The 24734-nt window shown below is 75.3% G+C and carries 17 protein-coding genes; 3 read left to right on the top strand and 14 right to left on the bottom strand.

Annotated elements, in window-relative coordinates:
* Positions 1–3: 3 nt before the first annotated feature.
* On the bottom strand, positions 4–2262 hold the full coding sequence (locus GPA02_RS10965; protein WP_240133999.1) for a beta-galactosidase: 2259 nt from the start codon (positions 2260–2262) through the stop codon (positions 4–6).
* 91 nt (positions 2263–2353) lie between these two features.
* Between GPA02_RS10965 and GPA02_RS10960 the strand changes: the two genes are divergently transcribed.
* Together GPA02_RS10960 and GPA02_RS10955 are read left to right on the top strand one after the other, a co-directional pair.
* Complete coding sequence (locus tag GPA02_RS10960; RefSeq protein WP_156199975.1) at positions 2354–3676, top strand: FAD-binding protein; 1323 nt, start codon at positions 2354–2356, stop codon at positions 3674–3676.
* 3 nt (positions 3677–3679) lie between these two features.
* The gene (locus GPA02_RS10955; RefSeq protein ID WP_156199974.1) at positions 3680–5044 is read left to right on the top strand and encodes an APC family permease; all 1365 of its coding nucleotides are present in this window, start codon (positions 3680–3682) and stop codon (positions 5042–5044) included.
* A gap of 134 nt (positions 5045–5178) precedes the next feature.
* Here the strand turns inward: GPA02_RS10955 and GPA02_RS10950 are convergent, their stop codons facing one another.
* The 13 genes from GPA02_RS10950 to GPA02_RS10890 form a co-directional block, all read right to left on the bottom strand.
* Positions 5179–8712 carry a TM0106 family RecB-like putative nuclease gene (locus GPA02_RS10950; RefSeq protein WP_240134007.1) on the bottom strand — a complete coding sequence of 1178 codons (3534 nt, stop codon included), beginning with the start codon at positions 8710–8712 and terminating at the stop codon, positions 5179–5181.
* Positions 8594–9520, bottom strand: coding sequence for an HNH endonuclease family protein (locus GPA02_RS10945; RefSeq protein ID WP_240133998.1), 927 nt, complete (start codon positions 9518–9520; stop codon positions 8594–8596). Before GPA02_RS10945 ends, GPA02_RS10950 begins: the two co-directional genes overlap by 119 nt.
* Positions 9521–9630: 110 nt before the next feature.
* Entirely contained in the window at positions 9631–11469 is a 1839-nt protein-coding gene (locus GPA02_RS10940) for a glycoside hydrolase family protein (protein WP_156199972.1), read from the bottom strand.
* On the bottom strand, positions 11466–14027 hold the full coding sequence (locus tag GPA02_RS10935; RefSeq protein ID WP_240133997.1) for an alpha-mannosidase: 2562 nt from the start codon (positions 14025–14027) through the stop codon (positions 11466–11468). The genes GPA02_RS10940 and GPA02_RS10935 overlap by 4 nt, the downstream gene beginning before the upstream one ends.
* Positions 14028–14059: 32 nt before the next feature.
* The gene (locus GPA02_RS10930) at positions 14060–14671 is read right to left on the bottom strand and encodes a D-sedoheptulose-7-phosphate isomerase (RefSeq protein WP_240133996.1); all 612 of its coding nucleotides are present in this window, start codon (positions 14669–14671) and stop codon (positions 14060–14062) included.
* Positions 14658–15623, bottom strand: coding sequence for an ROK family protein (locus GPA02_RS10925; protein ID WP_156199971.1), 966 nt, complete (start codon positions 15621–15623; stop codon positions 14658–14660). Before GPA02_RS10925 ends, GPA02_RS10930 begins: the two co-directional genes overlap by 14 nt.
* Positions 15624–15842: 219 nt before the next feature.
* Positions 15843–16874 carry a LacI family DNA-binding transcriptional regulator gene (locus GPA02_RS10920; RefSeq protein WP_156199970.1) on the bottom strand — a complete coding sequence of 344 codons (1032 nt, stop codon included), beginning with the start codon at positions 16872–16874 and terminating at the stop codon, positions 15843–15845.
* Complete coding sequence (locus GPA02_RS10915; protein ID WP_156199969.1) at positions 16871–18721, bottom strand: MBL fold metallo-hydrolase; 1851 nt, start codon at positions 18719–18721, stop codon at positions 16871–16873. The genes GPA02_RS10920 and GPA02_RS10915 overlap by 4 nt, the downstream gene beginning before the upstream one ends.
* Positions 18718–20508 carry a hypothetical protein gene (locus GPA02_RS10910; RefSeq protein WP_156199968.1) on the bottom strand — a complete coding sequence of 597 codons (1791 nt, stop codon included), beginning with the start codon at positions 20506–20508 and terminating at the stop codon, positions 18718–18720. The genes GPA02_RS10915 and GPA02_RS10910 overlap by 4 nt, the downstream gene beginning before the upstream one ends.
* A 214-nt stretch (positions 20509–20722) precedes the next feature.
* Entirely contained in the window at positions 20723–21397 is a 675-nt protein-coding gene (locus GPA02_RS10905) for an aspartate/glutamate racemase family protein (protein ID WP_156199967.1), read from the bottom strand.
* Between the two features lies 1 nt (position 21398).
* Positions 21399–22277, bottom strand: a complete 879-nt coding sequence (locus GPA02_RS10900; RefSeq protein WP_156199966.1) for a hypothetical protein — start codon at positions 22275–22277, stop codon at positions 21399–21401.
* 97 nt (positions 22278–22374) lie between these two features.
* Complete coding sequence (locus GPA02_RS10895; RefSeq protein ID WP_204986581.1) at positions 22375–22857, bottom strand: OsmC family protein; 483 nt, start codon at positions 22855–22857, stop codon at positions 22375–22377.
* Complete coding sequence (locus tag GPA02_RS10890; protein WP_156199965.1) at positions 22854–23501, bottom strand: GntR family transcriptional regulator; 648 nt, start codon at positions 23499–23501, stop codon at positions 22854–22856. The genes GPA02_RS10895 and GPA02_RS10890 overlap by 4 nt, the downstream gene beginning before the upstream one ends.
* An 86-nt stretch (positions 23502–23587) precedes the next feature.
* Here GPA02_RS10890 and add point away from each other — a divergent pair, with 86 nt between their 5' ends.
* Positions 23588–24580, top strand: coding sequence for an adenosine deaminase (gene add / locus GPA02_RS10885; protein ID WP_204986580.1), 993 nt, complete (start codon positions 23588–23590; stop codon positions 24578–24580).
* Positions 24581–24734: the final 154 nt, after the last annotated feature.

The raw sequence follows: 24734 nt of genomic DNA, 5'->3' as shown, positions 1-24734 counted from the left end.
GCCTCAGCGTGCGGCGCGCTCCTCGTGCCGCACCAGCGTGACGGCGTCGAGCGCGAGCAGGTCGTCCACGCCCCGACGCGCCTGCGCCTCCGGCGGCAGCGCGACCGTCGAGGACGGCGACAGGGGCAGCAGGTGCAGCGTCAGCTCGCCGTCGAGGAGGCCGGAGTCGGCGAGGTTCACCCACCACGTCGAGCCGTCCCAGAACCGGTCGGCGACGGTGCGGCCGTCGACGCGCAGCTCGCCGACGTCGCCCGCCCACTCCACACGCAGGTACGTCAGCCGCGCCGACTCGGACGCCCACGCCGGCAGCTCGAGGCGCCACACCGCCGCGTGGTGGTCGAGGACGGCGCGTGCGGGCGCCGACTCGCGGCCGCCGGAGCGGCCGTGCCCCGCCGGCACGGGCCCGACGGCGTCGCGCAGCCGCGACGCCGCGACCGCCGCGGACACCGCGCCGGGGCCGCGCGGGACGAGCGGGACCTCGACGAAGCCGCGGGCGGCGACGTCGTAGCGCAGCACCGCCGCCTCCGCACCGGTCGCGAGCAGGTCCTCGCCCGCACCCCAGCGCAACGTCGCCTCGCTGAGGAGCAGCGTGCGGCCGGGCGACTCGCGCACCCAGACGTGCGGCAGGTCGCTCTCGGGGAGCACGAGCACGTCGAGAGCGCGGTCGTCGCCCAGCCGGTGCGGGACGCGTGCCGGCGCCAGCGCGTGCACGGTGCCCCCGACGGCGACCTCGACCGGGACGCCCGGGTCGGCGGTCAGCACGAGGGTCGGCACGCCGTCGGGCCCGGGAGCGTCGAGGACGGTGAGCAGGGACGCCGTCGCGTGCTCGACCACGACGCCGCCGACGTCCAGACCGACCGGCCAGCGCGCGAGCGTGCCGGGCGGGATCGTGACCGGTCGGGAGGGCAGGACGACCTCGCCGGCCGTGTGCGCGACGCGGAACCGGAGCGGCTCGGTCGACCGCAGCGGCTGGTGGTGCGGCTGGTGCCACGCGACGAGCAGCACCCCCTCGCGGCCGTCGCCGCGGTAGGCCCAGCGCGGTGTCGTCACGTCGTCCGGACCGCTCGGCAGCACCTCGGGCAGCGTGCTCGGCCACGTCGCGAGCCGGTGCCCGAACGCCGCGAGGAACGCGTGCTGACGGCGCAGCTCGGCGTGGCTCGGGGCGAGCAGACCCGCCTCGCCGACCGGTGCGTGGAAGTCGTAGGACAGCGGCGGCAGGTCGTTGGGGTAGCCGGTCGCGTGCGACTCCTGCAGCCCGGGCCGCGGGTTCGTGCCGCCGACGTACATGTAGTAGCCCTGCCACGCGGACCCGTTGCCGATCTTCGTGTGCGCGACGGCGGCCACGTCGAGCGCGGTCGGGTGGTTGCGGCGGTGGTAGGTGGTCGCCATGCCGCCGCCCAGCTCGCACGTGGCGGGCGGGAACCAGGTGCCCGGCTCGCTCGCGGCCGCCGAGCCGGGCGGCGCGGTGCGCAGGTCGGCCCCGATGCCGGGGTCGTCCCAGGCGCGACTGAACGCGTAGTGGGCGCGGAACGTCGGGTGCCAGCCCTCGTCGGAGTCGACCCAGAAGCCGTCCCCGTAGCCGCCGAAGACCGGCATCACCTCCGGCAGCGGCAGCTGCGCGCCGCCCCACGCGGTCGCGGTCCACAGCGGCGCGTGCAGACCGGCCTCGCGCGCCAGCCGCTTGAGGGTCGCGAGGTGGCCGGGCTGGTCGTAGAGCTCGTTGTCGAGCTGGATGCCCAGCACCGGGCCGTCCGGGCCGCAGCGGTCGGCGACGGCGGCCGCGACCTGCGCGTACCACTCGCGCACCAGCGCCAGGTAGCGAGGGTCGTCGGTGCGGTGGCCGACGTCGGCCTGCTGCACCCAGTCGGGGAAGCCGCCGTTGCGCACCTCGCCGTGGCACCACGGTCCGACGCGCAGCACGACCGCGAGGCCGGCGTCGGCACAGGCGTCGACGAACGCCCCGACGTCCAGACCGCCGGCGAAGTCCGGCTCGCCGCGCACCGGTACGTGGTGGGCCCAGATCACATATGTCGACGCGATCGTCACACCGCCCGAGCGCATCAGCTCCAGCCGCTCCCGCCAGCGTGCTCGCGGCACCCGCGAGTAGTGGATCTCGCCGCTCACGGGGACGGTCGGGGCGCCGTCGAGCACGAGGTGGCGGTTGGTGAGCTCCAGACCGGGCCGAGGGTCCTCGACGTTCGCCATCGCGGGTCGGCGCAGCGGCGTCGGCCAGCCCGACGGCGTGAGGGTGTGGGTCGTCACCCGGGAAGCGTAGAGGTCACCCTCACACCGTCGCTGAGACGTCCGGACACACCCCCTTCTCCCTGTCGGAGGGCAGGTCTAGCGTGACGCCATGACTCAGGTGACCCCCGATCTGTCATCCGTTGCCGGCCGCGTCCTGCTGCCCGCCGACCCGGGCTACGACGAGCACAGCCAGGCCCACCAGCTCGCGGTGCGGCAGCGCCCCGCCGCCGTCGTCGACGCCACGTCGGTCGACGACCTGCGCGCGGTTCTCGCAGCCGCCCGCGCCAGCGGCCTCACGGTCGCCACGCAGGCGCTCGGGCACGGCGCCAGCGAGGACCTCGAGGGCTCGATCCTCGTGCGTCTCGGCGCCTTCGACCGCATCGAGGTCGACGAGGCGGCCGCCACCGCGGTCGTCGGCGCCGGGGTCACCGCCGGCGCTCTCACGACCCGGCTCGCCGGCACCGACCTCGTGCCCGCCGTCGGGACCAGCCCCGACGTCTCGCTCGTGCCGCTCGTGCTGGCCGGCGGGCACGGCTGGATCGCCCGCCAGGTGGGCCTGTCGGCGCAGACCGTGCGCCGCGTCGAGCTGCTGCGGCCCGACGGCGAGCACGGCTGGGTCGACGACACCAGCGACCCCGACCTCATGCGCGTGCTGCGCGGCGCCGGTGGCGTCGTGGGGATCGTGACCGCGGTCGAGGTCGACCTGCTCCGGGCTCCCGCGCTCACCGGCGGCACCGCGACCTTCCCGGCCGAGGCCGGTGCCGCGACCTGGCGTGCGCTGCGCGACGCCCCGCTGCCGGACTCCCTCAACGTCTTCGTCAGCTCCGTGCGGATGCCGGACGTGCCGTTCCTCCCCGAGGAGGTGCGCGGTCGCGACTGGTTCGCCGTGCAGGCGCTCAGCGTCGACGGCGACCTCTCCGCGCTCGACCCGGGCGTGACGGCCGGCGCGACGGCGAGCGCGTTCGCGCCGATGGACGCGAGCGGCATCGCGGGCCTGACCAACGACCCGCGCGAGCCGGGCGCGAGCACCGGCGTCTCGGCGCTGCTCACCGAGCTGCCGGACGAGGCGATCGAGCAGCTGCTCGCCTGGCACGCGAGCGACGCCGGTCGGGCGGCGGTGCTGCTGGGCGCGCGGCGGCTCGGCGGCGCGCTCGACGACCCGCGCCGCGGCAGCGTCGTCGACGTCTCCGGGGCGCGCTGGCTGCTGTCGATCATCGCGCCGCTCCCGCCGGGCGCCGACCCCGTCGCGGTGCGGGGCGCGGTGTCGCACGCGCTGGAGATCCTCCGGCCCTGGACGGTGCCCGGTCTGCCGCCCACGTTCCTGGGCTCGCACCAGGGCCTCGCGGACGCGGTCTCGGCGGAGGCGATCGACCTGATTCGCTCGACCCGGGCCCGACTGGGTGCGGATGTGATCCGCGCCACGAGGCTCTGAGGCGTGGCGGCCGACTCGACGACGACCCTCAAGCGGGGCATCGGAGGCGGGCTGCTGCTCGTCTTCATCCTCGGCGACGTGCTGGGCGCGGGTGTCTACGCGCTCATGGGAGAGCTGGCGGGTGAGGCCGGCGGCATGACGTGGGTGCCCATCCTGGTGGCGCTCGTCATGGCGCTGCTCACGGCGGGCTCCTACGCCGAGCTGGTCACGAAGTACCCGAAGGCCGGCGGGGCTGCGGTGTTCGCGCAGCGGGCGTTCAAGAGCCCGGTGGTGGCGTTCCTCGTCGGCTACTGCATGCTCTGCGCCGGCATCGTCTCGGTCGCGGGCCTGGCGGTCGCCTTCGCGGGCGACTACCTCGCGACCTTCGTGGCGCTCCCGGTATCGCTGGTGGCGGCGGTGTTCCTCGCGCTGGTCGCCGCGCTCAACCTGCGGGGCATCAAGGAGTCGGTGCGCTCCAACCTGGTCATGACCGCCATCGAGGTCACCGGCCTCGTGCTCGTCGTGGTCGTGGCGGCGGTCGCGCTGGCCGGCGGCACCGGCGACATCGGGCGGGTCATGGAGGCGCCGGCGGTCGACGCGCCCGTGCTCGCCCTGCTCGGTGCCGCGCTGCTCGCCTTCTACAGCTTCGTCGGCTTCGAGACCTCCGCGAACGTGGCGGAGGAGGTCAAGGACGTCTCGCGCGTCTACCCGCGGGCGCTGTTCGGCGCCCTCCTCGCGGCCGGAGCGGTGTACCTGCTCGTCGCGCTCGGCTCCTCGGCGCTGCTGGCGCCGGAGGAGCTCGCGGACTCGAGCGGCCCCTTGCTCGACGTCGTGCGCGCCTCGGGCGTCGCGGTCCCCGGCTGGGCGTTCTCGCTCGTCGCGCTCGTCGCGATCGCCAACGGCGCGCTGCTCACGTCGATCATGAGCTCCCGGCTCGCGTACGGCATGGCCGACCAGCGGCTGCTGCCGACCGTGCTGTCCCGGCTGCTGCCGGGGCGGCGCACACCGTGGGTCGCCATCGTCGCGACGACCGGGCTGTCGATCCTGCTCGCGATCATCGGGTCCCTGCAGACGCTGGCCGAGACCGTCGTGCTGTTCCTGCTCGTCGTGTTCGTGTCGACGAACGCGGCCGCGCTGGTGCTGCGCAAGGACCGTGTGGAGCACAAGCACTTCCACGTCCCCGCGGTCGTGCCGGTGCTGGGTGTGATCAGCTGCATCGTGCTCGCGACGCAGCAGTCGGGGCCGGTGTGGCTCCTCGGCGGTGTCCTGCTCGCGATCGGCGCCGTGCTCTACCTGGTGATGCGCGGGGTCCGGTCGCACAACGGCTACGAGCAGGCCTCCGGCGAGGTCGGCAGCGACGACGTCGGCGAGCGGGTCTCGGAGTCCTGACCGGGCTGCCGGAGTCCTGACCGGGTGTCGGAGTGCCGGCCGGGTGGTGGACTCCCGACCGGGTTGTCGGCGTCTGACCGGGAGCCGGGCACTGACGGACCGGGCCTCGGAGTCCTGACCGTCCCGGTCCGCTCCTAGCCGGCGGCCGCAGCCGCGACCGGTCGGCTCGCCCGCGGCCGGTGCTCGTGGGCGCGGCCGGAGACGCGCAGGAAGGCCGCGAGGTCGGCGAGCTCGTCGGCACGGGTGGGCATCGTGCGCGTGAGGGCGGTGGAGCGCACGACGATCGCTGCCCATCGCGCTCGTGACAGCGCGACGTTGATCCGGTGACGGTCGAGCAGGAAGCCGAGCCCGCGCGCGGCGTCGCGTGCCGTGGACGCTGCGAGCGAGAGCACCGCGACGACCGCCTCCTGCCCCTGGAAACGGTCGACCGTGCCCACGCGCACCCCGCCGAGCCCCGCGCCGGCGAGCGCCTCGTCGATCGCCTGCACCTGCGCGTTGTACGGCGCGACGACGACGACGTCGGCCTCGGTCAGCGGCCGGGTGCCGTGCTCGTCGGACCACGTGCGCCCGAGCAGCCGCTCGACCTGGGCGACGACCTCCGCGGCTTCCTCGGGCGAGCGGGCGACGTTGCGGCGGTGCTCGACCAGCACCTCGTGCACGCCCGGCTCGACGCCCTCCAGGTGGCGGGCGGCCGCCGGTGGGGCGCTGCCGAGCCGGTCGTCGTAGGCGAGCTGGGAGACGGCTTGGCACAGGCTCGGGTGCATGCGCCAGGTGCGGTCGAGGAAGTAGCCGAGCTCGTCCGGCAGCACGTCGTGGCCGCGCATCAGCCACCCCAGCGCGGACGTGTCGACCGGGGCGTCGTGGCGCGCCTGGCTGACCTGCGGCAGCTGCTGCGGGTCGCCCACGAGCAGCAGCCGGCGCGCCGCGGTCGCGGTGGCGAGCAGGTTCGCGAGCGACAGCTGGCCGGCCTCCTCGACCACCAGCAGGTCGAGCGAGCCCGCCGCGACGCGGTTGCGGTTGGCGAAGTCCCAGGACGTGCCGCCGAGCACGCAGCCTCCGTCGGCGCGATCGAGGAAGCGGTGGTGCCCGGCGCCGCCGAGCCGCCGCCAGCCGCCGTCGCCGCCGCGCTTGGCGACCGCGCCGACCGGCACACCCGCGGCGACGACGCCGTCGAGGAGGTGCTCGACCACGGCGTGCGACTGCGCGACGACGCCCACCCGCCAGCCGTGGTCGCGGACCAGCCGGGCCACGACGGCGGCGCTGAGCCAGGTCTTGCCGGTGCCGGGCGGGCCCTGGACCGCGAGGTAGGAGTCGTCGGAGTCCAGCAGGGCAGCGGTCACGGTGGTCGCGAGCGCGTCGCTCGCGCCCTCGGCCGCCACCGGCAGCGCCCCGGACCGCTGCCGCGGCGGGGTGCGGCGCAGCACGTCGAGCGCCGCGCCGGCGACGGGCGCGGTGTCGCCGAGCAGGCCGCGGGCCACCTCACCGATCGCCGACACCAGGGTGCGGCTGCGCGGCGGCGGGCCGGGTGCGACGAGCATCGGGGTCTCGCTGTGGGGCTGCACGCCCTCGTCGAGCCGCTCGCGCAGCTCGAGCCGGTCGAGGCCGTCGGTGGTCGTCGTCCGGGCGAGGACGGTCGCGCGGCTGGTGCCGCGCACCTGACCGGCGCGGGGCTGCATCCCGATCGGCAGCGGTGGCCGGTACACGCAGAACACGTCCGCCCCCGGCTCGATCGTGCTGCCCGGCCCGAGCCGCCCCTCGACGACGAGGTGGCGTCGCATCCGTCCCCGCGCGGTCGGCTCGCCCCACGGCTCGGCCTCGGCGTGGTGGACGTCGAGCACGTCCTTCTCGTCGGCCCAGTCCGGCGCTGCCGCCTGCAGCCGGGCGCGGTGGCTGGACCAGAAGGCCTCGTCCTCGGCGTCGTGGTAGCCGAGCGCGGCCGCGACCAGCGGCACCGCCGGGTCGGGGTCGTCGCGGGCGAGCAGCCGGCGTACGAGCAGCTCGTGCTCGCGCACCCGGGTGCCGCTGCGGCGGACCTCCTCCAGCCCCGTGACGAGCTCCGGCTGCAGCTCCGCCACCGGCTCGGCGCCGAGCGCCGCCGCCGCGTGCGCGACGACCTCGTCGAGACGCTCGCGGTGGGCGTCGGCGCGCAGCGCGAGCAGCCAGTCGCGCAGCCGCCACGTCGACTCGCAGTCGTAGCGGTTGTAGTCGGCGAGCGCCGCCATCCGCTCCGCCCAGCCGGCCTCGTCGCCCGCCGCGCGCATCGCTGCGGCCTCCGCGTAGGCGACGACGGAGGCACCGCCGTCGGTGACGCCGTCGGCGTCGCGCAGCCGGTCGCCCATGTAGAGCGGCTCGAGCTTCTTGATCGAGTACGAGCGCTGCGAGACGTGCACGCCGCGCTTGACCGTCTCGTAGAGGTCGACGAAGACACCCGCGCCGAGGAGCTCCTCGACCTCTTCGCGCCCGACGCCGTGCCGCGCGGCGAGCTGGCGCAGCGCCGCGGGCTCGTAGAACGCGTAGTGGTAGACGTGCATGCCGGGGTGCTCGGCCCGGCGCTGCCGCAGGTAGTCGAGGAAGTCGAGGAACGCCCGCCGCTCCTGCGCCCGGTCGTGCGCCCAGAAGGTGACGTAGCGGCCCTCGGGGTGCTCCGGCGTCGGGGCCTCGAGGAGCCCGAACAGGTACTCCAGACCCCACGTGGACCGGTCGTCGTCGACCCACATCGGGTCGCCCTCGAAGTCGAAGAACACGTCGCCGGGGTCGGGTGGCGGCAGCTCGTCGAGCGCGTCGAGGGTGTGGACCTGCGCGAACACCGACGGCGTCTGGCCAGCCTCGGCGGCCCGCTCCTGCCGCAGCTGCAGCCGTGCCTGGGTGCGCAGCCGCTCCAGCGCGTGCGGGTTCATGCCGCGGATCTCGCCGTCGGAGGCGGCGAGCGCGTCGATCGTCGTGATCCCCGCGTCGCGCAGCGTCTCGCGGTGCCGGTCGCGCAGCCCCCACACCAGCCGCAGGTCGCGCGCGGGCTCGATCGCCGCGCGGCAGTGCTCGCACCAGCCGCACGCGGTGATGCGCTCGTCGCCCCACGCGACCGGCGGCTCGTCGACGTGCCGGTCGACGAGGCGCTGCACGTGGGCGCGGATGCCGCGCGTGACGACCAGGCTGTCGGCGGTGTCGTGCCGGGTGACGACGTCGTTGCCCAGGTGCAGGTGCGTGGTCGGCGCGACGGCGATCCCGGCACGCTCGACCTGGTCGGCGTAGACCGCGAGCTGCAGGATCGCGGTGGCGCGCGCCCGGCGCGCGAGCTTGGCGTCGACGACCGCGTAGCGCGGCACGCCGTCGACCTCGCCCTCGCGGACGAGGAAGTCGGCCCGCCCGTGCAGGCGCCCGTCGAAGAAGCTCGCCTGCGCGACGACCGGCGCCCCGGCGGCCAGCGCGGCGACCGTCCGCTCGTGGGCGGCGACGAGCTCGTCGCGGGTCCAGTCGGAGACGGGCTCGATCTCGACGACCGCGTCGCCGAACCGCTCCCGGTAGCCCTCGAGCACGCGGAGCTCGTGCGCGTCACCCAGGGCTGCCGCGCGCTCGCGGACCAGGTCGACGACCTCCAGCCGGGGCGCCCGCTCCAGCACCTCGTCGAGACGGCGCAGCAGCGCGTACTCGCAGGTGAGAGCGACGGTCAGGTCGGTCGCCGAGAGGATCACGGTGCCGTCGAGTGCGAACACGACCCACCGCCTCTCGTCCGTCCGGGCTGCGCCCTGGTCCTCGCTCTGGTGCGAGGCTAACCGCCGGGCCCGACACCGGCCGACCACGCGCGCCGCGGCACCCGGCGAGCGCCTCGCGCAGCGCGGCGTGCTCCTCGCTCGTGACCCCGACGTCGTAGGCCGCCTTCACCTGCACCTGCTGCACCGCGTAGGCGCAGTGGTAGCCGGCGTTGGGCGGCAGCCAGCGCGCGGCGTCGTCGGCGCCCTTGTCCTGGTTGGTGGCGGCGCTGGTCGGGACGAGGTTGGCGGGGTCGTTGGCGAAGGCCAGCGCCAGGTGCGGCGGCCACGACGAGGCGCCCTTGCGCCAGGCGTCGGCGAGCGCGACCACGTGGTCGATCTGCACCTCCGCGCTGGTGTCGGGGCCGCGCACGAACTCGACGAGGTGCCCGGTGTAGGGGTCGCGCAGCGTGCCGGAGACCACCAGGCAGGGGCGCGCGGGGTCGAGCCGGACATCGGTGAGCCAGGCCGCGAGCACGTCGTTGCGGGTGTCGCAGCCGTTGCCGTCGACGTCGGCCCACGGCTCGCCGAAGAACTCGCGCCGGTAGCCCTCGACGGGCAGCGGCTCGGTGATGCGGAGCGCTGCCAGCGCGGCCCGGGCGGCCTCGACCCGCCCGGGGTCGACCGGGGTGGGTGCGACCGGGCGCACGCGCGCCCACCACAGCGGCACCACGCACGCGACGGCCGTCGCGAGCGCGAGCACGACGAGCAGCGCGATCGGTCGTCTCACCCGGGTCGGCACGCCCCGAGGGTGACCCGCCCGCGGCCCGGACCGCCGCCGTCGGGCACCCCTGCTGTGGACGAGGGTGCAACGGGCGGCACCTGTGGACGAAGGGGCGGTCAGTTGAGCCCGCGTGCGATCGCCTGCTCGCAGGCGAGCAGCAGCACGCCCGCGCTCCAGGCGTGCGAGAGCCCGAGCACCATGCCCTTCGGCTGGAAGCAGTCGGTCTGGTAGTAGCGCTCCGGGATCATCCCGCGGTAGGCGTTGAGGTCGCCGTCGGCGAGCGGCAGCAGCTGTCGGAAGCAGGCGAACGACTCCAGCGCGCGCCGCCGGTACCAGTCGTCGCCGGTCACCTCGCTGAGCTCGAGGAGCTCCTCGGTGCAGATCAGACCGTAGGCGTGCAGGTGCTGGTTGGACGAGCTGGCCTGGTCGGCGCCCGTGCTGCGGAACCCGTGCACGCCCAGCGTCGTGCGCGCCCCGAACGCGACGTCGTAGGAGTACCGGAACGTGAACGTCCACTCGGCGGCGCGCCGCGCGAGGTCGAGCCAGCGCCGCTCGCCGGTGACCCGGTGCAGCGCGGTGTAGGCCATCACCGCGACGTAGCCGTCCTCGCTCGTGGGCGCCAGGTCGACATCCTCCGGTGCGCCGTGCAGCGCCTCCTGCTCGACGAACGACGCGTAGTGCTCGCCCGCCCGCACCGCGGCGTCGAGGTAGCGGTCGTCCCAGCCGCGGGCCGCCAGCAGCGCCGGCACCCAGGCGAGCGCCGCCGACCCCGCCCACGACAGCACCTCGCCGGTCTCGGCGTGGTGCACCAGCCCGAGGTTGCCGTCGGCGCGCTGCCGCGCCACCACCGCGTCGAGGTTGGAGCGCGCCGCCGCACGCCAGGCCGGCACGTCGTGGAGCGCGAGCGCCCGCAGCAGGAAGTCGGTCGCCTCGCCCAGCGTGCGCGCGTGCAGCCCGTGCCGCAGCCGCGTCCAGCTCTGCGTCCAGCCGCGGCCGCGGTACCAGACGCCCCAGAACGTGCCCGACGGCGACAGCTCGGCGCAGCAGTGGTCGATCACCGCACGACCGGCGCGCTCGGCCGCCGCGTCACCGGTGCGCGCCGCGTGCGCCAGCAGCGCGTAGGCCCACGGGATGCCGCTCACCCAGCCGACGTGCATCGCCTGCCTGTCGACGGCGTGGCCGTCGGGCCCGGCGATGCCGCGATCGAACGCGACCGTCTCCAGCAGCACCCCAGGGTCGGGGTCGAAGTGCCACCGCACGAGACCCTCGGCGGCGACCGCCGCCGCCTCCGCGGCGTCCGCCCACGGCTCGGGCGGCTCGACGCCGTCGTGCAGCAGCCGCAGCAGGCGGTCGTAGTCGTGCCGGTCCGCGGCCAGCGGGTACAGCCGCGCGTGCAGGACCGCCCGCTCGTCGGCGGTGAACGCGTGGCGCCGCACCTCGGGCTCGTGCGGCACGCCGTCGCCCAGGTAGCGGACGGGGTGCTCGCGCATCGGTGCAGTGAGGGAGAGGCGCGCGACGCCGTCGCGCGCCGCGAACCCGATCGCCTGCTCGCCGAGCGCGCCCACCTCGTCGACGACGAGCGCCCACCCGCCCCGGCCCGGGCCTGCCCACACCATCACCGCGGGCGTCGCGGCGCGGTCGGCGCGCAGGTGCCACTCGTCGCTCACCAGCGCGGCGTGGTGCGCCGGCGTGGACGCGCCGGGCTCGAAGCGGGGGAACACCCGGTCGTTGCCCGCGGGGCGGTTCTCGCCGTAGAACGCGCCCGGCACCAGCACGTACGGCTCGGGCGCAGGCATCTCGACGGCCAGCCGGACGGCGGCGCTCACCGCCCGCCGTGCCGTCACCTCGATCTCGACCGCCCAGCCGCCCGCGACCTCGCGCCAGTGCTGGGACGTCGCCAGCGCGCCGGGATCGGCGTCGAGGACCTCGACGAGCAGGGCCGGCCGGTCGGTCACGGCAGCGGCAGCTCGAGCAGGTCGACCTCGACGGGCTCGCCGTCGCGAGGCACTCGGAACGTGCGCAGCTGGTAGGGGCCCCAGTCGGCCTCCAAGGTGCGGCCGAGAAGCGGCAGCGCGATGCTCGCCCGGGTCGCGAGGCCGCGGGTCTCGACCGCCCGCACGATCAGGTCGGCGCCGCCGGTGCCGCTCTCGTCGCTGGGGTCCTCCGAGCCCTTGACCGCGGTCACCATGACGGCGCCACCGCCGTCGTCGACGAACGAGTGCGCCAGCGGCAGCTGGCCGTCGTGGGAGGACTCGAGCATCGCGCGCGGCGCGTGCCCCAGCTCCAGGCCGCGTCGCGTCGGCTCCACCTCGTGGTGGTCACCCGCGTGCGGGGCCATGAGGTAGCTGAACCGCTGGATGCCCTGGTCCTGGTAGGAGTAGTGGCCCTCGGCGTCCAGCAGGCGCGGGTCGTGCCAGGAGTACACCGGGCTGCGGACGGCGGTGATGCCGATCGTGCCGTCGGGCGAGGCGTCCCAGCCGTGCTTGTTCGTCGCGATCACCGTCAGGCCGGCGGGTGCGCCGTCGACCGTGCCCGTGAGGTCCACCCAGGTCTGCGCGGGTTCCTCGGCGCCGTCGACCGGGCGCTCGAGCTCGCCGTACGGGATCTCGAAGGTCGCGTGCGGGTCGGCGAGCGCGGTCGGGAACCGCAGCTTGAGGAGGTGCGCCTGCTCGCGCCAGTCCAGCGTGACGTCGACCCGCAGCATGGTGGCGTCGTGTCCGAGCAGCAGCTCCTCGACCAGCCGCGAGGAGCCCCACGTCCGCTCGACGCGCACCCGGGCGCGCAGCGGCCCCTGCTCGCGCACGACGACGCGGTCGAGCGCCATCGGTGCGCCTTCCCACGCGTAGGAGATCACCCGGTGGCCCCAGGTGTCGGTGGGGTCCTCGCACACCTGCGTGTGCGGCCCGCGGCCGGCGACGTCGACACCGGTGCGCTTGTCGAGCAGCGAGACCACGTCACCGGTGGTCGGGTCGAGCTCGACGCGCAGGTGGTCGTTCTCGAGCAGCGTCTCGGTCGCCGTCAGCGGCCCGGTCGCCGGGGGCGTGCCCGGACCGGAGCGCATCCGGTAGGTGCGGTAGCCCAGCGCGGGCACCTCGGCGCGGAAGACGACGGCGCCGCGGCCCTTGTCCGCCGTCGTCGCGACCGACTGGGTCGTCTGCGAGGCGACCTGGGTGCTGACTCCATCCTCGGGGCCCTCCGCCACGAGGTGCACGCCCGTGGGCTGCACCCCGTACTGGAGCTCGATGTCGGCGCGCACCGGCCACGGGTGCGGGTTGAAGACGACGACGGGCTGGGTGCCCTCGACCAGCGGGATCGGGAGCTGCCGGGCGAGCACGTTGTGGGCGCGCGTGATGATCCGCTTGGAGATCGCGATCGCCTCGCCGAGCTGGTCGCGCGCGTCGTCGTAGGCGGACTCGATCGCCGAGCCGGGCAGCACGTCGTGGAACTGGTTGAACAGCACCTGCTTCCACGCGTGCTCGAGCTCGGCGCGCGGGTACGGCAGGTCGTCGTGGAGCGCGACGACGGCCGCCCAGCGCTCCGCGGACAGCAGCGTCTGCTGCGCCTTGCGCTGCCAGGCCTTGATGCCCGAGTGCGCCGAGTAGCAGCCGGGCGCGTGGTGCTGCAGGTCGTCGCGCCGCACCGGCAGCGACTCCAGGAAGCGCTCGCCGCGCGCCGTCATCTCGTCGAAGTACGCACGCGGGTGCGACATGACCATCCTCCCGAAGGACCCCATCCGGTCGTACCGGTGGATCGAGTCGATGTTCGCCCTGGTGGGGCCGCCGCCGTGGTTGCCGACGCCGTAGAAGACCATCGCCTCGCCGAGGCCGCGGTCGAGCTGCGCGATCGACTTCTCGGTCTGGCCGGAGACGTCACCGGGCGGGCTGCAGTACTCGAACGGGATGCGGTAGGTCAGCACGCGCGAGCCGTCCGGGGACTCCCACCAGAACAGCGTGGGCGCCGAGCCGTCGGCCTCGTGCGGCCCCGGGCGCATGAACGTGTAGGCGTCCATGCGCTGCAGCCGCAGCACCTGCGGCAGCATCGCGTGGTGCCCGAACGGGTCGACGTTCATCCCGACGTCGGCCATCCGGCCGAACCGGGAGGCCAGGTAGCGCTGCCCGACGAGACCCTGGCGCGCGAACGACTCGCCCATCGGCATGTTGCAGTCGGGCTCGACCCACCAGCCGCCGACGTTGACCCAGCGGCCCTCGGCCACCCGCTCCCGGATGCGCTCGAACAGCGCGGGGTCGGACTCCTCGACCCACGACAGCAGCACGATCTGGTCGCACGTGAAGACGAAGTCGGGGTACTCCTCCATGCGGTCGATCGCGGAGGCGAACGTCGCGCGCGCCTCGGCGTACCCCTCCTGCCAGGGCCACAGCCACACCGGGTCGAGGTGGGCGTTGCCGATCATGTGGAGGGTGCGGTCCGGTGTCGCCGCCGGGCGCACGTCGCGCGGCAGGCCGTCGGGCTGCGGGCCCGACGGGGCGTTCGACAGGGGAGCGGGCGTCGTCAAGGCAGCGTCCTCGCGGCTCGGGGGTGACGGGGTCAGGGACTCGGCTCGACGTCGACGTCGGCCCAGGCGTCCAGCATCTCGGAGATCGCGTGCAGCAGGAAGGTGTGCACCTCCTGGATCCGGGGCGTGCGGTCGGAGGGGACCACGAGGGCGAGGTCGGCGTACCCGGCGGCGGGGCCGCCGTCGGCGCCCCCGAAGAGCACGGTGGTGGCGCCGTTGGCGCGGGCGGCACGCAGACCGGCGACGACGTTCGGGCTGCGGCCGCTGGTGGAGAAGGCCGCGACGACGTCGGTCGGGCGGGCGAGCGCACGCAGCTGCCGGGCGAACACCTCGTCCCAGGCGTAGTCGTTGGCGATGCAGCTGGTCACCGTGGCGTCGGTGGTCAGCGTGACGGCGGGCAGCGGCCGGCGGTCGCGGCGGTAGTGGCCGATCAGCTCGCCGGTGAGGTGCTGGGCGTCGGCGGCGCTGCCGCCGTTGCCGAACGTCCACAGCGTGCCGCCGCCCTCGAAGCAGGCGACGAGCCGCCGTCCGACCTCGTAGGCGATCGGCAGCAGGGCTGCCGCGCGGGCGGCGGTCTCACGGTGGTCCTCGAGCTGGTCGCGCATCCAGGCGGGTGCGTCGACGGGGGTCTCAGGTGCCGGCACGGACGTCCTCCTCCAGGCTGAGCAGGGCACGTGCGGCGGCGCCGACGACGCAGACGGCGTCCCCGAGCGCGGCGAGCTCGACACGGCAGGTCTGGGCCACCGGCGTCATCGCCTCGGCGGCGACGGTGCGCGCGACGGGGTCCAGCAGCGCGGCGCCCGCACGGGTGACGCCGCCGCCGAGCACCACGACCTCGGGCTCGAAGGCGTTGACGAGGTCGGTCACGGCCTGGCCGAGCACGGCCACGGTCTCCGCCCAGACCCGCGCCGCCACCGGGTCGCCGGCCGCGGCGTGCTCGACGACGTGCTCGGCGCGGACCTCGGGCCGCGCGTCGAGCGAGCTCGGCTCGCTTCCGAGCGCCTCACGGGCGCGCTCCGCGATCGACGTGCCGGAGACGTAGGCCTCGAGGCAACCGCTGCGCCCGCACGAGCAGGGCCGGCCACCGGGGCGGACCGTGATGTGCCCGAACTCGCCGCCGTTGCCGGTGGCACCGGCGTGCAGCCGGCCGTGGACGACGGCGCCGCCCCCGACCCCGGTCGAGACGGTGAGGTAGAGCGCGGTGCGCGCACCCCGGGCGGCGCCGAAGGTGTGCTCGCCGAGCATCCCGAGGGTGGCATCGTTCTCAACGAGGGCGCGCACGCCGTAGTGCTCGGCGACGATCGACGCGATCGGTACGTCGGTCCAGCCGGGCAGGTGCAGCGGCTGCTGGAGCACCCCGGTGGCGGCGTCGAGCGGCCCGCCGGAGGCGATCCCGACGGCGCGGACCGGCCGCCCCGCCTCCGCGACCGCGCGGTCGCCGAGCGCCAGCAGCCGCATGATGACGTCGTCCTTGCCCTGGTCGCGCGCGGTGGGGGCGACCACCATGGAGTGCACGCCACCCCGCGTGTCGACGACGCCTGCCGCGAGCTTCGTGCCGCCGATGTCGAGGCCCAGCACCGCGGTGTCGTCGTCCATCTCGCCTCTCGAAGGTCACGCCACACTGCTGTGACATCGTTCCCACATCGTAGAGACCGTGCCGACACCGGTCAACCGCCCGCCGTGCCCCCGCCCCCCGCTCTTAACCGCCCGTCTTGCCGCCCGCGGCGAGGCCGACGGGTGGCAAGAAGTGTGGTGAGAACCCGGTGTTGCGCAGCGTGGGTCGGGGTGCGCGGTCAAGCGGGAGGGGACTCGCCGTCAGGCGGGCTGAGTGGGGCGGGCGGTGGAGCCGCGGTGGATCATCGTCGTCGGGACGACGACGGTCGAAGGGCCGCGCTGCTCGCCGGCGAGCTCGGCGACGAGGGTGGTGACGGCGGCGCGGCCGATCGCCTCGGGGTCCTGCCGGACGGCGGTGACGCCGGGCGTGACCATCGACATCCACGGGGCGTCGTCGAACGCGACGAGCGAGACGTCGTCGGGGATCGACAGGCCGAGGTCCGCCGCCGCCCGCCAGGCACCCTCGGCGAGGAGGTTGTTGCCGGCGAACAGCGCGGTGGGGCGGTCGGGGCGCTGCAGCAGCGACACCGCGGCGGCGCGGGCGGCCTCGGCGTCCCAGCCCGTCGGCACCTTGAGGCTCGGGTCCTCCGGCAGCCCGGCCGCGCGCAGCGCGTCGGCGTAGCCGGCGGCGCGGTCGCGGCCGGTCGTCCAGTCGGTCTCGTCGAGCAGCAGCGCGATCCGGCGGTGCCCCAGCGCGAGCAGGTGCTCGGTCGTGGAACGCGCGGCGGCGCGGTTGTCGACGACCACGGCGGAGACGCTGTCCTCGGCGAACCGGCGGTCGGCCTCGACGACCGGGACACGGTGCCGGGCCAGGAACGCCGACAGCGACGCCGACACCGGCGTCCCCACCACGCCGGCCACCCGCAGCGCCACGAACGTCTCGGCGGCGGCGGTCTCGTCCTCGGTGTGGCCGCGGTCGTCCAGCAGCACCATCGTGTAGCCCGCCGTGCGGCACGCGTGCGCGGCGCCCGCGGCGAACGCCGAGTAGAACGCGTTGCGCAGGTCGCTGACGACGACACCGACCAGCCGGCTCGACTGCTGCTTGAGGCTGCGCGCGGTGGCGTCGACGACGTAGCCCAGCTCCTTCGCCGCGGCGCGCACCCGGGCGCGGACGTTCTCCGCGACGTACCCGGTGCCCGAGAGCGCGCGCGACGCCGTCGAGCGCGAGACCCCCGCCGCCTCGGCGACCTCCTTGATGGTGGCGCGCCGCGCGGTGCTCTCCGTGGTGCTCACCTGACCCCCTCCTCGACGTCGACCACCACGTGGGCCTGCTGACCCAGCTTGATCTCGCCGATCGTGATGTCGACGGCGAGAGGTTGCCGTCGCCCTGCGACCTCCCCCATGACCGTGAGGACCGCGTCGCCCTCCTGGCCGCCGTCGAGCTCGAGCTTCTGCTCGCCCTCGACGACGCGCCATCCTAGTGGCGGCACCACCCGCACCAGCACGGCCGCCCAGCGTGTGAACGGGTTGCGCACGCGGGCGCGGATCGAGAGCGGTTCACCGGTGCGGACGCGTGCCCGGTACGGGCTGACGCGGACGGCGACGCCGTCGGCCCCGAGGTCGATGTCGTCGAGCGGCAGCAGGTCGCGGTGCAGGGTGTCGAGCCGATCGCCCTCCTCCGCGAGGTAGTCCAGGTAGGCGGTGGTCACCTTCCGGGGCCGCCAGTGCCCGCTGGCGAGCAGGCCGGGCGCCAGCCGGCGGTACAGCCGCGCGGACGCGGGGTAGTCGCCCAGCCGGAACCGGTTGCGGTACTGGTAGTTGAGGACGTCGCGGCCGTGCGGCCCGCGGTCGCCGTCGGGGCCGCCGACGCCTTCCTGCTGGTCGCCCGTGAAGACGACGTGCAGGCCGTCGACCTGCACGCTGTAGGCGACCGCGTAGAGCGTGTGGCCGGGCTGCGGGTGGACGCCGATCGTGTACTCGTTCCACGTGAAGGTGCCGTCGTCGGGCAGCACCCGGTCGGCGAGGATCGGGTCGTACCACTGGCACGGGAGGTCGTGCGCCCACGGGTCGGCGAGCACCTCGGCGACCGAGGCGGGGATCCACAGCTCGGTGCCCTCGACGTCGCGCAGCAGCGGCATGCCGGCGACGTGGTCGTCGTGGTAGTGGGTCGGGACCGCGACGGTGACCCGCGTGACGCCGTACCTCTCGCGCAGCGCGGGCAGCGACTCGAGCCAGGGGCGGCGGGAGGCGCGGTCGTTGCCCCACGCGCTGCCGAAGAACATGTCGTAGCCGTAGTCGACCAGCAGCGCCTCACCGCTCTCCGAGAGCAGCACATAGCTCGAGGACATCCACGACGAGCGGTTGAGCAGCAGGTGCTCGGTGATGGGGACGAACGGGTCGTCGAGCCGGTCGAGACCGTCGAAGGCGTGCTCGCTGCGCGTGTCGGCGTAGTGCGCCATCCGGACGGCGAGCAGCGCGAGCGCGGGCTGGGGGTCGTCGATGGGCTCGCCGTGCGACGGCAGCAGCAGGTCGGGCTCGCGGCGGGCGAGCAGCACCGCGCTGACCGCGAGATAGCTGGGGCCCTCGCGCCCGGTGTAGGTCCACTGCGTCGCGGCGAGGGACCAGACCTTGCCGGGCGCGTAGATCAGGTCGCCCGAGAACGCCAGACGGCGGCCGGCCCGCTCGACGAGGTAGGTCACCGATCCCACCGTGTGCCCCGGCGTCGGGATCGTGGTCACCGCGACGCCGCCGTAGTCGGCGGTGCGGTACTCGGGCACCGTGCCCGCGACCGGCACCGAGGCGGTGAGCGAGAACCAGTCCTGCCGCAGGTTGTAGTCGTTGTCGAGCTGCCGGGTCTGCCACATCTCCTCGACGGCCGCGAACAGCTCCACCTCGACGGGCGGCACGTGGACGCGGGCGCCGTGGGCGACGGCGCGCGGCAGCCCCTGACCCTGGTCCCGGTGGTGGTGGGTCATGAGCACGTCGGTGATGCGCTCGATGCCGACCTCGGGCAGGTGGTCGAGCACCTCGCCGGAGCCGAAGTCGATGCAGATGCCGCTCGTCGGGTCGGTGTCGCTGCGGATCAGGTACACGTGGCAGGTGTCGGCCACCCGGTAGACGCCCTCGGCGACCTCGATCATCGCGCCACCCGCTCCCGGTAGCGGCGCCAGCCGGCGGCGACGGCGTGCAGGTCGTCGGTCGTGACCGGCTCGCCCTGGACGGTGTCGACGTAGTACAGCGCGGGCACACCGAGATCGACCTGCGCGTCGGCGTAGGCGAGCCACTCGTCACGGCTCGGCATCGGCCACTGGTCGGTGTCGACGAGGTGGCGGGGGAGCGCGGCCCGCACGATCGCGGTGCGGCTGCGCAGCTGGTCGGCCACCGGGACCGGCCGGCCACGGAGGTCCCGCTCGAGGACATCGTTGGTGCGGATCATGTCGGCGCAGTCGCCGAACCCGGGGTGGACGGCGTGCGTGACGACGAGCGCGTCCGGCTTGGCGGCCACGGCCGCGTCGTACAGCTCGCGCAGCAGCAGGTGCAGGGCCGCGACGCCCCAGGCGTCCGAGTCGGCGTCGGGCGCTCGGCGCAGCGTCGCACCGCTGGGGGCACGCTGGCTGAAGTCGACCTTGAGCCCGTCGGCGTCGAGGCCCTCCGGGCCGAGCATCGCCGCGACGAGCGTGCGCAGCCGGGCGCGGTAGGCGGGGCTCGCGGGGTCGACGGCGAGCGGGGCGCCGTCGGGCGTCGTGATGCACTCCTCGACGGGGGCGGCGGAGGGGTCCCAGCACTTCCACCACAGCAGCACGCGCCGGCCGGCGTCGTGCTGGGCGGCCACCCAGGCGCGCATGTCGGGCCACCGGTCCGGGTCGGGCACACCCGACCCGTAGGTCTCCTCCCAGCGGTCGTCGACGACGACCGTGCCGGGGTGCAGCCCGGCGTCGGCGAGCGCGGCGAGCCAGGTGTCGTAGGTCGAACGCGCGGACCGTCGCGCGGCGTCGCCCTGCTCGACCTGGGCGCCCCAGCCGCAGAACAGCGGCTCGTGCCACCAGGCGCGAGCGGGTCGCGGCGGTCCCGCCGGTGCCATGCCGTGCGCGACCAGGTCCGCGGCGTGGTCGCGCACGGCGGCGGCGGGGCCGGCCACCGGCCGGACGACCAGCACGGGCGACGACCACGCGCCGTCGACGACGGTCTGCTCCTCGTGGTCGAGCTCGAGCAGCGTCCCGCCGTCCATCGGCGACCAGCGCACCTGCGTGAAGCCGCAGTCGGTCGGCGCGGCGCGCAGCTGCAGCGCGAGCCAGTCCCCGGGTGGGCTCTGGACGGGCGAGGCGACCTCCCCGCGACCGAGCGTCAGCACGAGCGGCGGAGGCGAGAAGATGCCGTGCAGCCGCCCGGGGTCGGCGTCGCCGACGACGCCGAGCTGCGCGGGCAGGTGCGGCGAGCGGAGGAAGGCGACGGGCTCGGTCGGCACCGGGACCGCGAGCACACCCGCGTCGTAGCCGGAGCGGAACAGCCCGGACGCACCGGTGGGCAGCGCGCCGGTGCCTCCGCCCAAGGTCACGCGGCCGAGCCTGCCGGTCCCCGTGAGGTGCAGCTGCAGCTCGACACCGGTCGGCGTCAGACGCAGCTCGACCTCCTTGTGCTCCCACGCGGTGCTGGCGAGCTCGACGCGGAGCAGGACGGCGCCGGCCTCGTGCGCGAGGGTGGCGGTCTCGACCAGCCACGTCTCGTCGCGCACGTCGGCGCTGTCGGCGCCCGCGAGCAGGCACAGGCGCAGCCAGCGACGCCCCGCGGTGTCGTGGATGTCGACGTAGGGCCGTGCGCGCAGCGCGTCGACGCCGCCGGCCACCTCTGCTCGGTAGCCGGCCGCGTTCACCTGCAGGTCCGGCTCCACCTGGCAGGTCAGAGCGAGCCCCTCGGTGGATGCCGCCATCTTGACACCCTCCTCTGCTGTGACAACGATCCCATGCGCTCATGGGTGCGCGCCACCTCGCGGCAGCGTGTGTCGGGCGGCGCGTGGAGCCCGACGAGGTCGTCCGCGCCGTGCCCGCCCGGTACCTCGCTCGACGGCTGCCGCGGTGCCGCACACCGGCACCTCGACCACGGCCCCTCACGCCGGACCGCGTCGCGGTCGGGACGTCCCGGCCTCAGCCCCCGGTGCCGCGGGCGGCCTCGACGACCCGTGCCAGCGCCGACGTGGGTGAGGACAGCACCGGGACGTCGACCTGGACGGTCGCCGCCGCGGCGGCCATCGACGCCTGCGCGAGCACGACGACGTCGGCATGACGCGCGGCCGTCACGACCGCCTCGGCGACGAGGGCGTCGTGGCGGTCCTGCTCGCCGGCCGCTCGCGCGGTCAGCGCCTCGTCGAGGACGATCGCCTCGACCGTCATCGCGACCTCGCGCGCGGCCGCCGCGCGGTGCAGCACGCCCGTGGTCGGGTCCACCGTGGCCCGCTCGGTCGCCAGCACGGTCACGCGCGGGGCCCCGCTGCCACGCTGCTGCGCGAGCGCGACGGCCTCCTCCGCCATCGCCGCGTCGACCCGCACGACCGGCGCGCCCGGCCCCATGCCGGCCCGCTCGGTCGCGTCGCCCAGCGTCGAGCAGGTGACGAGGACGGCGTCCACGCCCCGCGCGCGCAGCGCCGCCACGTGGGCGTCGAGGCGCTGCTGCACCACCTCGTCGACCCCGCCTGCGCGAGCGCGGGCGAGCAGGTCGGCGTCGACCACGTGCACCGCGGCGGCGCCGGGCACCCGCTGCTGGAGGTCGGCCTCGAACGTCGCGGCGAGCGCCGGCACCGTGTGCACGAACCCGATCCGCACGTCAGGCCTCCTGCCAGGGGCGGGCGTGGGCGTCGACGATCGCGGCGAGCCGCTCCAGCCGGGGTCGGGAGCGCTGCGCCAGGGCGGCGGGCACGTCGTCCGCGCCCACGACATCGCTCCACAGCGCCCGACCGGCGAGGAACCCGCTGGCGCCGGCGCGGCAGGCGGCCTCGACGGCGTCGGCGAAGCGGTCCAGCGGCACGCCCTGCGACAGCACCACCCAGGGCCCGCGGACGACGGCGGCGAGCCGCTCGCTCGCGGCCAGCTGCTCCGCCGGGGAGCCGGCCCCGGCCATCGGGACCTGGACCTTGGTGAGCGAGGGTCGGAGCGGGCTCAGCTCGGCGGCAGCCTCCCGGATCGCCGCGTCGAGGTCCCACGTGCCCGCCGTCACCTCCTCGGGCGTCGGTCGTACCACCGGCTCGAGCACCGACAGCACGCCGTGCTCGGCGGCGGTCTCGACGAAGCGCTGCGCCAGCGCGACCCGCTGCTCGCGGCGCGCGTCGCGGCGCCAGATCAGCAGCAGCTTGATCGCATCCACGCCCTCGCGGATCGCCGCGACCGCAGCAGGGTCCAGGCCGGTCTCCTCGACCGGCCCGCCCGGCTGCTGGTCGAGCGCGTCGACGGCGAGGATGAACCCGCAGTCCTTCGGCAGCAGGGCGTCGGCCAGGATGTCGAGCCCGCCGAGGTCGGCGTCGACGAGGAACGCCGAGGCCAGCCCGCCGAGCGCGACCGCGACGTCGCGCTTGAAGCGGACCAGCACCTCGTCCGCGGGCCGGCCGGCACCGACCTGGTCGAACATGTGCCGCAGGCTCTCGCGCTGGTCCATCGCCACCATCGCGAGACCGCCCGACGGGCGGGCGATCGCCTCGAGTGTCGCCATCGTGCACCTCCGGCTGACAACGTTCCCACAACGGCCTCGCGGTCTCAACCGCGGGCGCCGCGAGAGGGTGGCACCGGGGCGCGAGGTGTCGCAGGTGTCAGCCCGCGACGGGATCCTCGACGCGGATCTCGACCTCGTGGTGGATCGGCGTCCGGATCGAGCGGGCGATGAAGCAGTAGTCACCCACCTGGTCGTGCAGCGCTGCCGCCGTCTTCGGGTCGCTGCCGGGGGCGATCGTCACCGACGGGCGGAGAGTGACGCTCTCGAAGCGGCCGGCACCGCCGGCCTCCTCGACCATGACGGCGGTGGGCCGGTCCTCGTACGCGGTCACGGTCACGCCCGCCTGAGCGGCCAGGTGGAGGTACCAGAGCATGTGGCACTGCGCGATCGAGGCGACGTAGAGCTGCTCGGGGTTCCACCGGGTGGCCTCGCCGCGGAAGGTGGGGTCCGACGACCCGAGCAGCGGTGGCCGGCCGGGCGCGGTCACCTCGTGGTCGCGCGTGTAGGCCCGGTAGGAGCTGGTCCCGGCACCGGTGTTGCCGGTCCAGCTCAGCCCGATCTCGTAGGTGTGCACGGTCACGGCGTCCTCCTCGTCTCGGTGCGGTGCTCGTCGAGCGCGTCACGCGTCGCGAGCGCATGGGTCTCCACGGCGGCGCGTGCCGCGTCGGCGTCGCCGCTGCCCACGGCGCGCAGGATCGCGCCGTGCTCGTCGTGCACGGCCTGCGGCCGCTCGGGTGCGTGCAGGCTGCGCCGGGTGCTGATGACGATCTGGTCCCACCACTGGGCCAGCGTGCTGCTGATGACCGGGTTGTCGGCGAGCGCCGCCACGGCCTCGTGGAACGCACGGTTGGCCTCGACGGCGCGGCCGAGGTCGCCGGAGAGCGTGAGGCGATGCGTCTCCTCGGCCAGCTGCTCGAGCCCCGCGAGCCGGGCGGGGGCGACCTCGCCGCTCGCCACGCGCCGCGCGGCCTCGGCCGCGGCCCAGCCTTCGAGGCCCGCGCGCGCGGCGTGGAGGTGTGCGAGCTCGTCGGTGCCGAGGGTGCGCAGCCGGACGCCGCGGCCCTGCGCCCGCACCAGCCCGTCTCCCTCGAGGCGCTGCAACGCCTCGCGCACCGGCGTGCGGCTGACGCCGAGCCGGGCGGCGAGCTGTGACTCCGCCACCCGCTCGTGCTCGGGGATGTCACCCCCCATCACCATCGCCCGCAGCGACTCGTACACCGTCACGCGGGGAACTATTGCATACAATGTCACCTATTGCATGCAATGACCGGGCGTCCGAGCCCCGGTCGGGAGGGCCGCACATGACGCCGATGATCGATCTTCATCGCCATCTCGAGGGTGCGCTGCGCCCCAGCCAGCTGGTCGAGGCGCTCGCGCGCGACCGGCACGACCCCGAGGCGATCCGCCGTCTGCGTGACGACGTGGCTGCCGACGAGACCGTCGACAGCCTGGTCTCCTACCTGCGCCGCATCGACCACGCGACTGCCCTTCTCACCCGTGCGGAGGACTGGGAGCGCGCCGGTGCGCACGCGGTCGAGGACGCCTACGACGACGGCCTCGACTACGTCGAGCTGCGCCTGTCCCCGTGGTTCGTCGCCCGGCAGGCCGGGCTGCACCCGCGTGCCGTCGTCGACGCCGTCGCCGAGGGCGTCGCAGCGGCGTCCGCGCGGACCGGGCTGCCGGTCGGGCTGATCGCGATCGTCGTGCGCGACCTCGGCCCCGCGTCCGCCGAGCAGCAGCTCGGCACCGTCCTCGAGACGAGGGACGTCTGGTGCGCCGTCGACCTCGCCGGGGACGAGGCGGGCGTGCCCTGCGTCGAGTTCGCCCCCACCTTCGCCCGGGCGCGCGACGCAGGCCTGCACGTGACCGTGCACGCGGGCGAGGCCGCAGGCCCGCGCAGCGTCGCCGACGCCGTCGACCTCCTGGGCGCCGAGCGCGTCGGGCACGGCGTGCGCGCCGCCGAGGACCCGCGACTGCTGGACCGGCTGCGCGAGCGCGACGTCACGCTCGAGGTGGCGCTCACCAGCAACGTCCAGACCCGCGCCGCCACCGGGTTCCGCACGCACCAGGTCCACGACCTGCTCGCGGCCGGGGTCCCGGTCGCGCTGAGCACCGACAACCCCACACCGAGCCGCACGCGGCTGAGCGAGGAGTACCGTCGCGCGGAGCGCGAGGCGGGCCTCGCGCCGGAGGTGCTGCAGCGGGTCGCGGCGCAGGCTGCTCGCGCGGCGTTCACCCCGGCCGGACGGTCCCTCGCCCCGGCCGACGCCTCCTCTGCGCAGGACCCGGCGGCACCGGCATGATCGACCGCGTCGCGCCGGGCGGCGACCCGATCGAGGCCGCGGACCTGGGGCTGTCGCTCCAGGCCGCGGGCCTCGCGGCGATCGCGCCCGGAGCGCCGCCGGCGCCGCCCCCCGACCGCCCGCCGGCCGCCCGGCTGGCCGAGCGCCGGCGCTG

This window comes from Actinotalea caeni (genome assembly GCF_009733795.1).
In the GTDB taxonomy this organism is placed as follows: Bacteria; Actinomycetota; Actinomycetes; order Actinomycetales; family Beutenbergiaceae; genus Pseudactinotalea; species Pseudactinotalea caeni.
The sequence above is the reverse complement of the archived record's forward strand: the minus strand, read 5'-3'. Positions and strand labels throughout refer to the sequence as shown.

What these genes read in the sequence shown, in the direction of transcription:
- GPA02_RS10925 (WP_156199971.1), bottom strand. Translation starts at nt 15,623, where the DNA reads ATGGACGACGACACCGCGGTGCTGGGCCTCGACATCGGCGGCACGAAG.
- GPA02_RS10900 (WP_156199966.1), bottom strand. Translation starts at nt 22,277, where the DNA reads ATGGCGACACTCGAGGCGATCGCCCGCCCGTCGGGCGGTCTCGCGATG.
- GPA02_RS10960 (WP_156199975.1), top strand. Translation starts at nt 2,354, where the DNA reads ATGACTCAGGTGACCCCCGATCTGTCATCCGTTGCCGGCCGCGTCCTG.
- GPA02_RS10915 (WP_156199969.1), bottom strand. Translation starts at nt 18,721, where the DNA reads ATGATCGAGGTCGCCGAGGGCGTCTACCGGGTGGCCGACACCTGCCAC.
- GPA02_RS10910 (WP_156199968.1), bottom strand. Translation starts at nt 20,508, where the DNA reads ATGGCGGCATCCACCGAGGGGCTCGCTCTGACCTGCCAGGTGGAGCCG.
- add (WP_204986580.1), top strand. Translation starts at nt 23,588, where the DNA reads ATGATCGATCTTCATCGCCATCTCGAGGGTGCGCTGCGCCCCAGCCAG.